Source organism: Clostridium sp. DL-VIII, from assembly GCF_000230835.1.
Taxonomy (GTDB): Bacteria; Bacillota; Clostridia; order Clostridiales; family Clostridiaceae; genus Clostridium.
This window is the reverse complement of the sequence record NZ_CM001240.1, coordinates 2200555-2215968: the sequence shown is the minus strand read 5'-3', so window position 1 is coordinate 2215968 and position 15414 is coordinate 2200555. Positions and strand designations below refer to the sequence as shown.

At 30.4% G+C, this 15414-nt stretch carries 14 protein-coding genes; all 14 read right to left on the bottom strand.

Annotated features, from left to right (window positions below; genetic code table 11):
• Positions 1–23: 23 nt before the first annotated feature.
• The 14 genes from CDLVIII_RS10075 to CDLVIII_RS10010 all read right to left on the bottom strand — a co-directional run bounded on the left by CDLVIII_RS10075 (position 24) and on the right by CDLVIII_RS10010 (position 15414).
• Positions 24–677, bottom strand: a complete 654-nt coding sequence (locus CDLVIII_RS10075; RefSeq protein ID WP_009169348.1) for a methionine ABC transporter permease — start codon at positions 675–677, stop codon at positions 24–26.
• Positions 674–1696, bottom strand: coding sequence for an ATP-binding cassette domain-containing protein (locus tag CDLVIII_RS10070; RefSeq protein WP_009169347.1), 1023 nt, complete (start codon positions 1694–1696; stop codon positions 674–676). Before CDLVIII_RS10070 ends, CDLVIII_RS10075 begins: the two co-directional genes overlap by 4 nt.
• Positions 1697–1999: 303 nt before the next feature.
• On the bottom strand, positions 2000–2806 hold the full coding sequence (locus CDLVIII_RS10065) for a M20/M25/M40 family metallo-hydrolase (RefSeq protein ID WP_242835875.1): 807 nt from the start codon (positions 2804–2806) through the stop codon (positions 2000–2002).
• A 319-nt stretch (positions 2807–3125) separates the two neighbouring features.
• Positions 3126–4106, bottom strand: coding sequence for an oligopeptide/dipeptide ABC transporter ATP-binding protein (locus CDLVIII_RS10060; protein WP_009169346.1), 981 nt, complete (start codon positions 4104–4106; stop codon positions 3126–3128).
• A 153-nt stretch (positions 4107–4259) separates the two neighbouring features.
• On the bottom strand, positions 4260–5231 hold the full coding sequence (locus CDLVIII_RS10055) for an ABC transporter ATP-binding protein (RefSeq protein ID WP_009169345.1): 972 nt from the start codon (positions 5229–5231) through the stop codon (positions 4260–4262).
• Positions 5232–5235: 4 nt separating this feature from the next.
• Positions 5236–6087 carry an ABC transporter permease gene (locus CDLVIII_RS10050; RefSeq protein ID WP_009169344.1) on the bottom strand — a complete coding sequence of 284 codons (852 nt, stop codon included), beginning with the start codon at positions 6085–6087 and terminating at the stop codon, positions 5236–5238.
• Between the two features lie 5 nt (positions 6088–6092).
• On the bottom strand, positions 6093–7046 hold the full coding sequence (locus CDLVIII_RS10045; protein ID WP_009169343.1) for an ABC transporter permease: 954 nt from the start codon (positions 7044–7046) through the stop codon (positions 6093–6095).
• 152 nt (positions 7047–7198) lie between these two features.
• Complete coding sequence (locus CDLVIII_RS10040) at positions 7199–8767, bottom strand: ABC transporter substrate-binding protein (protein WP_009169342.1); 1569 nt, start codon at positions 8765–8767, stop codon at positions 7199–7201.
• Between the two features lie 642 nt (positions 8768–9409).
• Positions 9410–9658: a hypothetical protein gene (locus CDLVIII_RS32730; RefSeq protein ID WP_009169341.1), complete on the bottom strand. Its 249-nt coding sequence runs from the start codon at positions 9656–9658 to the stop codon at positions 9410–9412.
• A gap of 26 nt (positions 9659–9684) precedes the next feature.
• On the bottom strand, positions 9685–10296 hold the full coding sequence (locus CDLVIII_RS10030) for a DUF1847 domain-containing protein (RefSeq protein ID WP_009169340.1): 612 nt from the start codon (positions 10294–10296) through the stop codon (positions 9685–9687).
• 376 nt (positions 10297–10672) lie between these two features.
• Positions 10673–11962, bottom strand: coding sequence for a TRAP transporter large permease (locus tag CDLVIII_RS10025; protein WP_009169339.1), 1290 nt, complete (start codon positions 11960–11962; stop codon positions 10673–10675).
• Between the two features lie 19 nt (positions 11963–11981).
• A complete protein-coding gene (locus CDLVIII_RS10020) occupies positions 11982–12461 on the bottom strand; it encodes a TRAP transporter small permease (protein WP_009169338.1) in 480 nt (159 codons plus the stop codon).
• Positions 12462–12629: 168 nt separating this feature from the next.
• Entirely contained in the window at positions 12630–13655 is a 1026-nt protein-coding gene (locus CDLVIII_RS10015; RefSeq protein WP_009169337.1) for a TRAP transporter substrate-binding protein, read from the bottom strand.
• A 226-nt stretch (positions 13656–13881) separates the two neighbouring features.
• A complete protein-coding gene (locus tag CDLVIII_RS10010) occupies positions 13882–15414 on the bottom strand; it encodes a helix-turn-helix domain-containing protein (protein WP_009169336.1) in 1533 nt (510 codons plus the stop codon).

The window sequence follows — 15414 nt, the reverse complement described above, 5'->3', positions numbered from 1 at the left end:
TATAATGATTGACATCCTATTTGTTAATGCCTTCTCACCTTTCTAGCTAATTTATTTCCAAAATTCTGAATGGCTTGGACAAAAATTATTAATATTATTACCGTAATGAGGATTACTTTTGTATCAAATCTTTGATATCCATAAGAAATAGCCACATCACCTATTCCCCCAGCTCCGATGGTTCCTGCCATTGCAGTTGCTCCAATTAATCCAATTGTTGCTGTTGTCAGCGATAAAATTAAAGATCCCATTGCCTCTGGTAAAAGAAAATGCCATATTATTTGTACTGGCGTTGCCCCCATTGACTCTGCAGCCTCAATTATCCCATCATTAACTTCCAGCAAAGAATTTTCTATAAGCCTTGCAATATAAGGAATTATATATATTATAAGCGGAACAATTGCTGCTTTCGTTCCAATTGAAGTTCCAACAATAAGTCTTGTAAATGGAACAATTGCTGCAAGCAAAATTATAAATGGTACTGAACGAACAATATTAATCACATTATTTAACGCTGAGTATATAGCCTTGTTCTTAATAATTCCTCCCTTATTAGTAATAACAAGCAATATTCCAAGAGGAATTCCCAAAAGGGATCCAACCAAAAGCGATACACTTACCATTTGTAAAGTTTCAATAATAGCCTTAATAATCTGCGTTCCGGTTATTGTTGTCATATCAAAACCTCCTCAACTCCAACTTTTCTATCTTTCATATATTTATTAGCATTTTCTATATCTTCTTTTTCACCTTTTAATTCCACAATAAGATGCCCAAGTATATTCCCCTGTAATTCTGTAACATTAGCAAATAATATATTTGGCTGTACATTAAATTCACTACATGCTTCTGCAAGTATAGCCTTCTTTGAATTTTCACCTATAAATTTAAGTTTTAAGACTTTGCTATTCTCATCTTCACCATTAATTTCATCCAATATAACTTGTGGTACCTCATCATGGACAACAGTCCTAACAAAATTCTTTGTGGTTTGTTCTTTTGGATTACCAAATACTTCTAATAGATTGCCTTGTTCAATAATTTCTCCATTTTCCATAACAGCTACTTTATTACAAACTTCTCTAATTACAGCCATTTCATGAGTGATCATTAAGATCGTTATATTATACTCTCTATTTATTTTCTTCAGTAGCTGCAATATAGATCCTGTTGTCTGAGGATCTAATGCTGAAGTTGCCTCATCACATAAAAGTATTAATGGATTAGTAGCAAGTGCTCTCGCTATACCAATTCTTTGTTTTTGCCCTCCTGATAATTCACTAGGGTAAGCTTTAGCTTTATCCTCAAGTCCAACAAACTCTAATAGTTCATTTACCCTGCTCTCAATTTCATCCTTTGGTCTATGATTTAATACAAGAGGAATAGCAACATTTTCAAAAACGTTCTTAGACTCAAGTAAATTAAAATGTTGAAATATCATTCCTATCTGCTTTCTAACTTCACGAAGTTCTTTAGTTGTAAGCTTTCCCAAATTCTTATTATCAACAATCACTTCGCCTGAAGTAGGTTGTTCCAAGTAATTTACCATCCTTATTAACGTACTTTTTCCTGCTCCGCTAAATCCAATAACACCAAAAATATCTCCTTTATCAACTTGTAAGTTAACGCCCTTTAAAGCTTCTACTTTTGCACCCTTTTTATTAAATATTTTTTGTATGTTTTTCAACTCTATCATTAAAAGTCCTCCCTTTATATATAATAAAAAGACTTTACTATATATTCCCCATAGGATTAGTGTGTTTTATTGTTTTTAATTCTAACCATTTCTGTCTGAATTGTCAATATATTTTTTCACACTTTTTACTTTTCATCATAAAACATCATAAAACATCATAAAACATCATAATAATCAATAATATCCATCAAATTATATATAAATCTATTAGAGTAAAATATAGGAACAAGTAAAACTGCTATAAATAATATTAATTATCTATAGCAATTTTACTCCATATTACCATATTTACAAAGTTAAAATTCAATCTCTGGAAGACATTAAGGAAAGAGTCAATTCTCCAATACTGCATAATTCCTGTATGGTAGTATACTCCTCACATGAGTGACATTGATTCATAGCATTAGCTATAACTATTCCCTTTATGCCTTCTTTGGCTAATATATTATTATCGCTTCCACCAAAGGTTTCAACTAATTGCGGCTTAAGATTTTGTTCCTCGGATACTTTCAGGAATCTTTTTATTACAGAATGGTCTCTAGGTGCTTCATAAGCTTCACAATGAACCTCAATCTTAAAATCTACTTTTGCATCAATTGTTGAAGCTGAATTAATGAACTTTTGTTTAACCTGTTCTGCTAATTCCATAGCTTTTTCATTGGAATAACTTCTAATTTCACCCTTAACTATATATCTATTAGGTACTATATTAGTTGATATTCCGCCTTCTATTACTCCAATATTAATGGTAGTTTCTTCGTTTATTCTCCCCATTTTCAACCCATTTATTGAATTTGCTGCTACTAAAATTGCATGTATACCTTTTTCAGGCGAGAAGCCAGCATGTGAAGCCTTTCCATTTATTGTTGCAGAAAACGATAGAATTATAGGCGCCTTAAATGCTGCTAAACCTACTGGACCTGTTAAATCTAAAATATACCCTTCCTTTGATTTTATTTTAGAAAAATCAAATTCCTTTATACCTTTACAATATACTTCTTCTGCAACTGTAAATAAAATTTCTATGGGACGATGTGATATATTTTTATCTTTAATTGTCTGTAGTGCTTCTAATATTGCTGCTATTCCAGAACAATCATCAGCTCCCAATACAGTTTTCCATCACTTCTTATCTCTCCATTTTTATGAATCACAGCTACTTTACCATCGCAATGTTCTACAGAGTCCATATGAGAACAAAACAATAAAGGCTCTAAAGATATATTTCCTTCTTTGAAGGCATATATTATGGATATCCAAAGAATAAGTATAATCCTTAGTTTGGATATCTATACGCCAAGATATCCTATATATCATGTTTTCCAATCAAGCCGACTAAGCACTGTTATAGCATTACTATTATGCCATTCTTTAGACATTCGTTAAATAAAATATTCTAAGTAAATAGACTTATTTATATTAATTATACCTAATATAAATGACATGCCACAATATGCTCATCTTCCATTACTTTTAAAGTTGGTGCAGTTTCAGAACATATAGGTTTTGCATGTGGACATCTAGTGTGAAATCTACAACCTGATGGAACGTTCATTGGACTTGGTATATCACCTTCAATTATATTGGACGCAGCTTCTTTTGCTTTTTTAGGATCTGCTATAGGTATGGACGACAAGAGTCCCTTAGTATATGGGTGAAGTGGATTTTTGTACAAATCATTGCTTCTGCCTATTTCAACAATGCTACCTAGATACATTACCCCTATTCTATCTGAAATGTGCTTTACCATAGATAAATCATGAGCAACAAAAAGATAAGTTAAACCCATTTCTTTTTGCAAATCCTCAAGCATATTAACAACTTGAGCTTGTATAGATACATCTAAGGCTGATATTGGCTCATCACAGAGTACAAAATCTGGATTTGTTGATACTGCTCTTGCAATTCCAATTCTTTGACACTGTCCTCCACTAAATTCATGCGGAAATTTTTCCATATCAGCTTTTTTTAGTCCCACTATTTGAAGAAGATTTTCAATTTTTTCTGTTCTCTCTGCTTTACTTAAATTCGTATGTAAAGCTAATGGTTCATCAATTAGCTCTTTAGCATTCATATAAGGATTAAGTGATGAATATGGATCTTGAAATATAATCTGCATTTTTTTATAATATTCTCTCATTTGCTTTTTGCTTAATTTTGCAATATTAGTTCCCTCAAAAAATATATCTCCATCCGTCACATCATAAAGCCTAGTTATTGTTCTGCCCAAGGTAGATTTTCCACAGCCTGATTCTCCAACTAATCCAAATGTTTCTCCTCTTTTTATTTCCAACGAAACTCCATCTACAGCTTTTATAACATTGTTTTTATTATTAACAATTCCACTTTTAACTGGAAAATACTTTTTTAAATCTTTTACTTCTATTAATATGTCATTAATTTTATCCATATATTTTCTCCTTTCTGCAAATTGTTTTTGTTAAGTTAAGGCATATGAAAGAAAATAACAAACTTCAACTTTAATACTTTTTCTTTCTTAAAGATAAATAATAAATACTCGGTTTTACACTTCTTTTATAAGATTAACCTAATCTAATATACATTATTTAGCAAAAAGGCACCTACTCTTATGTGTTTCACTAAAACTGTTATATTCCGGCATTTTACTAACACACTCTGACTTTGCAAATACACATCTTTCTGCAAACGGACATCCCTTTGGAGGATTTAAAAGAGAAGGTGCTGAACCTTTTATTGGCTCTAATCTAATTTTCTCATCACCTTGTACCTTTGGTATTGAATTCAATAATGCTTTTGTATATGGATGCTTTGATGAATAAAAAATTTCTTCTGTAGTTCCTTCTTCCATTATTAAACCTCCATACATAACTGCAATCCTATTACATAAACTTGCTACTACTCCTAAGTCATGTGTTATAAGTATTACTGACATATTATTCTTGTCTTTAAGCGAATTTAAAAGTGCTAATATCTGAGCTTGAATAGTAACGTCAAGAGCTGTTGTTGGCTCATCGGCAATTAACAGTTTAGGATTGCATGCAAGTGCCATTGCTATCAATACTCTTTGTCTCATACCTCCACTGAATTCATGAGGATACTGGTTAATTCTTTTTTCAGGCATTGGTATTCCTACATCATTTAAAATGTCAATGGCCATTTTTTTAGCTTCCCTTTTATTAACGCCTTTATGCCTTACTAAAACCTCTATAATATGCTCCCCTATTTTCTTTAATGGATTTAAGGCTGTCATTGGATCTTGGAATATCATAGCTATTTCTTTTCCCTTAATTTTTCTCATTTCTTTTAAAGATAAATTTAATATGTCATTGCCTTCAAATAAAACTTCACCAGAATCTATTTTAGCATTTTGAGGTAGTATTCTCATTACAGATTTCATAAGAACACTTTTTCCGCTTCCTGATTCCCCAACGACACCTAAAATCTCTCCTGATTTTACTTCAATATTTACACCCCTTACAGCTTCTATTTTATTATTTTTACTGTAAAAGTTAGTTTTTAAATCTTTTATTTTAAGAAGAGCTTCATTACTCATAATATTATCTTTCACCTCCTGCTGTCTTAGGCTCCACAATTACTCTTAGAGTATTTCCAAGTTTATTAAAAGAATATATTGTTAGAATTATTAATACGCCTGGTAATATAGCCATATAGGCAGCACTTTGTAAATTAGCCTGTGCATTTTGAAGTAAATTTCCCCATGAAGACATTGGCTGCTGAATTCCAAGTCCTAAAAAACTCAATGAAGATTCTGTCATTATAGCATCAGCTATGCCTGTTGTTGAAGCTATTATAATAGTTGGAAATACACTTGGGATAATGTGCTTAAATATTATGGTTTTTGAAGATTGTCCAATAGAAATAGCATATAACACATATTCCCTTTCCTTTATTGAAAGTGTTTCTGCACGTACAAGTCTTGCAATCTCCATCCATGTAAATAAACCTATTACTATGATTATAGCTTGTAATCCTGGCTTTAAAAATATACTGATTACAGTTACAAGTATTAGCCAAGGAATAGATGATATTATGTCAACAAAACGCATTAAAATATTATCTATTTTCCCTCCAAAATATCCGCTTATTGTACCAACCAAGACTCCTATGGATGTAGATATTATCATTGCAAGAACTCCAACTATAAGTGACACTCTGCCTCCATATATAGTTCTAGTTAAATAGTCTCTTCCAAGTTCATCTGTCCCAAATAGATGACTTAAACTTGGAGATTGCAGCATATTAGCTGTATCTGTTGCATCAGGGTTTATAGGTATAAAAAATGCAAACACTGAAATAAATACTATAAAAATCAGAAAAATTATTGAAAAAATAGCACTCCTACTATTTTGAAGTTCGTTTATAAAATTCTTTATTCGTCTATTTTCCATATAATTTATCTTACACCCCTTATTCTTGGATCAACCAAGCTATATAATATATCAGATAATAAATTTCCGAGTATAACTAGTGTTGATGATAGCACTAAAACTGCCATAACGACAGGATAATCCATTCCCTTAATAGCTGTTATGAAATATGGACCAACACCAGGCCATCCAAAAACAGTTTCAGTTATCATACCTCCTGTTACAAGCATAGGTAATGCTATTCCTATCTTTGTGATTATAGGAAGTAATACATTTTTACATACATGCTTAAATAGTATTTCATGAGTACTTCCGCCAAAGGCATTTTGAACTGTTACATAATTTTGAGATATCTGGCCAATGGTTGAGGATCTTACATACCTTGTGAGTTGTGGCAAAAAGTACATAGTTAAAACAACACAAGGCATTATAAAATGAACTAGAAAATCAGAAAAAGATTGCTGTCCACCAATAGTATTCATCCCCAATATAGGAAATATTGAAAGCTTATATCCGAAAATAAATATAATTATCATGGCAAGCCAAAAAGTTGGCATTGCTATACCTATTGAACAAAAACCATCAATGATTTTGTCAATAACTTTATTTTTATTTGCTCCCGCTAATAAACCAAGAATTATCGAAATTACGACTGCCAATAAATATGATGGAAAAACCAATTTTACAGTAGCTGGTATTCTTGCAACCAACTCATTAGCTATACTCTCATGTGTAACTATTGAATATCCAAATTGTCCATTTAATATTCCTTTAAGCCATAAAAAATATTGAACATAAGCTGGTTTATCAAATCCATATTTTGCTTTTATTAAATTCACAGTTTCTTCTGGCATATTCGGAGTAGCCATCGCATCAATTGCATTATATGGAGCCAACTTAATAAAAGTAAAGCATATTATTGAAATTATTAAAAGCAATGGAATTGCTTGTACAATTCTCTTTAATATATATCTAGTCAATCCAATTTCACTTCCTTTTTACAAACTAATTATATGAGACTGCTACAAAATTAATTTTTAGCACTATTTCCGTGGATCTAATATATTGTGCTATTCTTCATTTTGCAACAGCCTCCTATGATTGTCCTATTAAAATTTTTATTGATTTTGCATTATTTAAACTGCAATTTTGACATATCTTCAAAAGTATATACTGGAACTAATGCAGCATCTTTTACCCCATCTATATTAGAGCTCATAACAAGTATTCTCTTATTTTCAAGGATAGGATAGAAATATCCATCATTCTGAATTTGTTTTTGAATCTCATTATAGATTTCTTTTCTCTTAGAATCATCTTTTTCTACTCTTCCTGCATTAAATAAATCAACTAATTTATTATCATCGAAATGGCTGTAGTTATGTGCACCTGGTATAAATAGTGAATTAAAGGTATCTGGATCTATTCCCATAATATATCCTCCAAGGAACATATCATAATCACTATTTTGATCTTTCATTTTTTGAGTTATAGCCGCATCTTCTCCTCCAGCAAGTTCAACATCTATTCCAACTGCTTTAAGGTTTTGTTGAATTATAGCAGCCTCTTTTTGATAAGGTACATTATTCCCAACATATCCTAGTTTAAGCTTAAGTCCAGAAACACCAGCTTTTGTTAAAAGTTCTTTTGCTTTATCTTGATTATAATCATATTTTTCTACATCATCTGTATGATATTTACTTTCATTTGGAAGGAACGTATAGGCTTCTTTAGCATATTCATCTGATCCAAAAGCAGCATTTATCATATCTTTTCTGTTAAGTGCATAGAATATAGCTTTCCTTACATCTTCATTTTGAAGTTTAGGTGATTTAGAATTCATTACCATATAGGCAATTCTACCTTCATCATAGGTATAAGTTGATAATTTATCGCTCTTTAAATCTTTTAAGTCAGCAGATTGAACAACTAGCGCATTTATTTCTCCCTTTTGAATAGAAAGCTTAGCAGTATTTGCATCTGGTATAGTCTTAAACACAATATTTTGTATCTTTGGTACACCTAAGAAATAGTCATCATTTTTAACAAGTTTAACATATTGCCCTGCTTTGTATTCCTCCAATTTATAAGGCCCAGTTCCTACTGGTTTTGCATTCTTTTCACTATTTTCAAAGTTTGTCTCTCCTTCATATATATGTTTAGGCATTATGAAAATATCCCCTAAAAGCTCCATTGCTGGTGCACTTACTTCTGGAAGTATGAAATTAACTGTATAGTCATCAACTTTTTCAACTTTTACAGGTTTACCATTAAATATTAATTGACTATATGCCCATCCAGCATTCTCTTCCTTTAACATTTCATTATATGTGAAAACTACATCATCAGCTGTAAATTTAGTACCATCACTCCACTTAACATCTTTTCTAAGTTTTGCAGTATATGTTAGCTTATCATCTGATGGTGTCATGCTCTCTGCTAAAAAATACTCAACTTTATCTGCATTATACATGTATAAGGGTGAGTATAAAGCTTTTATTTCCATCAATCCATAACGATCACTGGTTGTTATTACATTTACAGAATTACCTGGATCTCCATCAATACCATAGGTAAAGGTATCTTGGTTTGAAGAACTTGTTTCTGTTTTTGCGTTATTACTAGTTACACCGCATCCTGCAAGTATTGTCATTGCGGCAACTCCTGCGATTAAAATTTTTGATAATTTTCCTATTTTCATTTGTATTTCCCCTTGCCTTAATTAATATTTTTAGTTCGTATAAACTTTTTAATTTAACATAAAAGTAACTTTGCTAATCCCCTCATATAAACTCGTTTCATTTTTCCTACTAGCCCAATAGGATTTATGTATTTTGTTCAATTAATTCTAATCATTTTGATAAGAATTGTCAATACTAATTTCGGAATTCAATAATATTTTTATTCTTTAGCTATTATCAAAATTCACTAAAACCTCTCAATTATAAGTTATTACTTTAATGAGCAAAGTATTAGCAAATTATAATTAATACGAGAATAAAATCACAGACGACTGTGAAGTCAAAGTTTTTTTACTTATCCAGCTTTTCTAACATAAATTAAAAAGCTGGGCAGATGAATATAATAAAAAAACTAATGGCACAATGTAAATGAGTATCTACTCTTCACAACGTGTCATTAGCTCTTATAAATATTAATTTATCTTCATAAAAAAATAATCAAATTAGTGTACAAATCAAATTACTGAAATAAAAAGTAAAATAATAAATATCACTCTCACCATTTTAGATTGATTTGTCATAATTAAATAAACTAAAACCTTCTAAATCATTGATTACAAAATTCATACAAATCTGATGACAGAATATAATCTAATTCCTTTTCATTTGACCAGCCAAATTACAGTTCCAAGATTCATCAAACCATTTTTTAATTTGCCAGCTAGTATTAGCATAGTAAGTTGGAGTTGCAAAAACAACTGTTTTACTTTTTTTATATACTCATAATCTATATTTTCAACATCAAATATTCCTACTTCAATATTTTCAGTAGTTTTCATACCCTTAGGAATTTCTTCTGCCATTGTATGTGTCTTTCCTGTTTTACTAAAATAAATAATTGATAATTTCATCTTTAATATCCCCCCAAATTTGAATTTTACATTGATAATTTTTCAGGAAATAGTTTATCCTTATAATAAGATTCAGCTTGATATATAGCACCTAATGGATTATGTGCTAAAACCCTGTCTTTCACTGCAAAGATAGTTATTGGAGCTTCTGAATATTTTATAAACAAAGAATCATGTCCCACACACAATCCCAATAGGATATTTAAATCTGTTTTAGCTTTATTTAAAAATTCTGCTTGTCCAATTGGATTACACATTGGAACTTCTGACTTTATATCAATAAAATCTTTTGATACGCCTCCATTTTTACAGATTATTGAATTCACATTAAATCCATTATAACTTAAAACTTTACTTAAAATTTTAGCTTCGCTTGATAAACCAATGCAAAATGCAATACCTATATTTTTAAACTCACATCTATTAGCAAAATCCATTATCTCTTCTAATCTTGTCTTCTCACAATATCCTTCACTCACAACTAATGCTGATGCTTTAGCTATTTTCAGATTTTCTTCATCCTTATAAACTTCTTTAATTTTTTCAATTTGTTTATCAAGACTTGGACAATTCTTAGGCGCTTTATCTAATTCCTTCTTATTGCATGCATGAATAGCACATAAAGCACAATTGTACATATAATTCACTTCTTTCATTAATAAATTTTATAAAATATATAGTAATTTTTTGTATATGATAACTTTATTTACAACCATTCACATTTCAAAATTGAATAAATAAGTTGATCATACTTGTTTTCATCAATCCAATAATGCTCACGCAATTTTTACCATAATAAAATAATTATAACATATTCTCATATTAAGCATGATTTTACCTCTCATATAAATATTTTAATTTTTATTACAATAAAAATCCTGATTCCTAAGAATGCTTAATATTAAATCTTAGAATCAGGATTCACTATTTATTCTGCTTTTTATAATCATAAGCGTAATACATATGATTTTTGTTCTACTTAATTGCACTATAAAACTAATAAAATAGTATTAATTATTTAAAAAGACTAGGAAGAAACAATGAAATCTGCGGAACAAATGTTAAGATCATTAGAACTACAACCATAAGTCCATAAAATGGCATCAACGATTTTGTGATTTTTTCTATAGAAATCTCTCCAATAGAACAACCTACAAATAGTGTTGATCCAACTGGAGGTGTAAGCAATCCTATTCCGAGATTTAGCATTAATATTATTCCAAATTGAATTGGATCCATTCCAAAACGTGTTACTACTGGCAAAAGAATAGGAGTTGCAATTAGAATTAATGGTGCCATGTCCATTATGCATCCTAAAAATAGAAGTATTACATTTATTATAATGAATATTATTATTCTATTATCTGTAACTGCAAGTAGTGCGTTTGTAACTAACGTTGGCAGTTTAGTTACAGCAATCATATAGCTAAAGCCAGCTGAAGCAGCGATAAGTCCCATTACCATAGATATTGTTTTTACAGATTTTTTTAATATTGGTCCCATTGTTGATAAAGGTACATCTCTATAAACAAAAAATGTAATTATAAAGGCATAAACTGTTGCTAAAGCTGCTGATTCTGTAGCTGTACATATCCCTGACATAATACCACCCATGATTATTACGGCAGTCATAAGTCCAAGAATACCATCTTTTAACATAGATAATCCTTGTTTAAAGGGAATTCTTTCACTTTTAGGATACTTTCTCTTTAGTGCTATAATATAACTAAATACCATTACACATAACCCTAAAAATACACCAGGCACAATACCTGCTATGAATAAACTGCTTATTGATAAACCACCTGCTGCTAAGGAATATATAATCAGATTATGACTTGGAGGTACAAGAACTCCCTGAGTTGCTGAAACAATTGTTACATCAACTGCAAAATCCTTATCATAACCTTCCTTTTCCATCATTGGAATCATAATTGAGCCTATGGATGTTGTATCTGCAACTGATGAACCTGATAATCCTCCAAAGAAAAAGCATGCAAGCACATCAACCATAGCAAGTCCACCTCTTATTCTTCCTACTAATACCCTTGCAAAATTAACAAGTCTTGTAGAAATTCCACCTTGACCCATTATTTCTCCGGCAAGTATAAAAAAAGGAATTGTGATTAAAGAAAATGAACTAAGACCTTTTGCCATCTGCTGAACTACTGACATAATAGAAATGTGCATATATAAAGCTGCCACAACAGCTGATAATCCTAATGAAAAAGTTATTGGAACTCTTAATAATAATAAACCAAAGAACACACCTAATAGTATTAAAATCCCCACTGTATTTACCATAACTCTCCTCCGTTCCGTATTAGTTTTCTCTATTTAAAACCAAATTCATGATTCTTGCTATACAATAAAAACTTATCATTACACCCGAAACAGGGATACACATATATAAAAAGCCTGTTCTTATCTGTGTAGCTGGCATAATAGACATCATAGTATGACTGCTTAATTGTCCACCATAAAAAATCATAATCAAACCAAAAATAAGTACAGCAATTTCATCGAAATAATAAATAATCTTTTGTATCTTTCTTGGAAATAAATTAACCAATGCACTAATAGTTAAATGAATACCTCTTTTAACACCTATTGCACAAGCTATAAATCCCATCCAAATCATTAAAATTACTGAAGTTTCCTCTGACCAGCTTGGCGTAAACTTCAATACGTACCTGCAAAATACTTGTGAAAAAACAAGACAAACTAAAAACACTAAAATTCCTGAACAAATATATTCCATAATGAGGTCAATTCCATTTAAAAACTTTTTTACTTTATCCAATACTATCTCACTCCTTCAGTTAAATTAATAAAGGAACCCTCTTAGGATTATTAAACTAGTTTAATCAGGTTCCCTTATTATATAATTTACTTTTAGGTATATGAAAGAAAATAATAGGTTAATGTGTTTATCTATTATTTTTGATTATGGCTTATCTTATTTAAAAGTCTATTTTGTATTTATAATTAAATCAGTTATTTCTTTCCACTCTGGATGTTGATCATATAACGATTTAACTTTATCTTGGAATGCTTGTTTGTCATCCAATTTAGTTATAGTGACTTTTCCTGCAGCTGCAATTTTATCTTCAGCCTCTTTTTCTTGCTTTAACCATTCAGTCTTTTCTACTTCAGCTCCTGCTTTAGCTGCTTCTACTACTAATTTTTGATCATCAGTACTAATTTTATCCCAAGTCATTTTGCTCATTACCATAAGTTCAGGTACTCTTGTATGTTCATCAACTGTAATGTGAGTTGCAACTTCGTAATGATTAGTAGACAAATAGCTTGGCCAATTATTTTCAGCTCCATCTATTACTCCAGTCTGCAATGCACTATATACATCTCCGTATGCCATAGGCGTAGGTGATGCTCCTAACGCTTGAACTAAATCAAGCATAGGTTTACTTTCCTGCACTCTAATCTTTAATCCCTTTAAATCATCTGGAGTTTTTACATCTTTCTTTGTATTGTAAAAGTTTCTAGAACCAGCATCAAGCCATGCTAAGCCTACCATTTTACTATCAGACTCTAGACTATCAAGAAGCTTCTTTCCTGCATCTCCTTCTAAAGCTCTGAACATTTGATCTTTATCTTTAAACAAATATGGCTGTGCTACTGCTCCCATTAAGTTATTAAATTGAGCTAATTGCGAGCAGCTTGTACGAATAGCATCTATAGCTCCAAACTGGACTTGTTCAGTAGTACTGTTTTCATCTCCAAGCTGACCACCTATATATACTTCAACTTTAATTCTTCCATTTGTTTTTTCTTCCAACTGCTTTGCAAACTCTCTATCTCCAAGTACTGTAGGATATCCTTCTGGCTGATTATCAGCCATTCTTAATGTCATCGCTGGAGTTTCCTGTTTTGCTGTATCTGTGCTTGTTGTAGCAGTTTTATTTCCACATCCAGAAATCACTCCTATTGTAAACATAACACATGAAATTAAAGCAATAATTTTCTTTTTACTCATTTTTGTTCCCCCTTATGTATTTCTGATTTAATCATAAATTTTCCTGAAAACATTTTCAACGAGAACCATTTGCGAATTTATGCAATTTCTTGTCCTATTTAAATAATTTGAAATATTTTAAAAATACCCAGCTTAGGCACATGAAAGAAAATAATAGACCAAATATGCAAGTATACTGGACTGTTATTTTTTTGATTGTGCCTTAAAATAAATAACCTGAGCATTTTTACTCTAATTGGCGTACATATTGTTTAGGCGATATTTTCTCATATTTCTTGAAGGCTTTGCTAAAATAATTTACGTCAGCATATCCAACATCCATAGCTATCTTTTTAATAGGTATATTTTTTTCTTGAAGCATAGCTTTTGCCTTATCCATTCTAATTTTTATAATATATTCCCTTATAGGCATATGTTCATTTTTACTAAAAATTCTGCTTAAATAAAAAGTGCTCATAGACACATATTGCGCTAAGGTATCTAAGCTTATTTCCTTCATATAGTTTGTTTCTATATATTTTTTTACTTTTTCTACAACATCAATATTGTTGCTCTTTTTATATTTTTTTATGAAGCCTATTAAGTTTTTAATTGCCATACTTGTATAACTTCTTACTTCTGCCAGTTCACTTAAGTTAGCTAATTCTTTCAAAAGAGCATTTTTTCCAGATTCTTTACCAGTAAATTCATTTATATTATCAATTACAATGTTCAGCATATTAGATATACTTTCTTTAATTACACAGAAATCATAATTCTCTTTTTTCATTGTTAAATGATCTAAAACATTATCAAATTCAATATTAGCCCCATTTAAATCCTCATTTATGATTTTGCCACACAAAATATTATATTTGTTAATCCCTATGTCTTTCTTCTCTATGATTTTTGATATTTGTTTTAATGGAATTGATCTTTTAGCCTCTTTGTATGAATAGTACATTTTACTAGTCCCGTTATTTATAGATCCAATGCTAATTGCTAAATTCTCTCCTTCATTTAATTCTAGTTCATATGACAAATCATTCAAAATTCTCTTAAATCTTACACCTAAAATCTTACTGCCTAAGGATTCATCAAAAACAAAAGCAATAATGTTATTTAAGCACAATCCAACTATGCTATTGTTAAAAATCCCATTAAGTTTATTCTTTATTGTTCTAACATTTTTTTCTTCAAGTTTTCCAATCGTATCCAGACTAAATAATATACAACAAAACTCAGTACACTTAATGCTTAAAATTTCCGCATATTCTTTAAATTGTGTTTCTGTCATGGCCACTCCAAGTACTATATCTTCTATAACCTGTTTCTCTATATATGGAATTAATTTACTATAGTTTTTCTCTAATTTTTGATTTTTAGTTTCACTAGATACCTTAGATCCTGCTTTTTCAATAACCTTATCAAGGGAATGAAAAAATTCATTATTAGAAAATGGTTTTAATAGATAATCACTGACACCAATATTTATTGCCTTTTTAGCATAATCAAAGTAATTAAAGGCTGTTAATATTATGAATTCTGTATTCTTACATTGTTTTTTTATAATATTACTTGCTTCTAATCCATTTAATATGGGCATGTTAATATCCATAAATATGATATCTGGTCTAAGTAAAAGTGCTCTTTCTACTGCATCTCTTCCATTAGATACCTCATCAACTATCTGTATACAATGAGAATAATGCTTATCTAAAAGAAAACGTAAAGCTCTTCTTTCCAAGATTTCATCTTCAGCAATTAATAGCTTTAACAT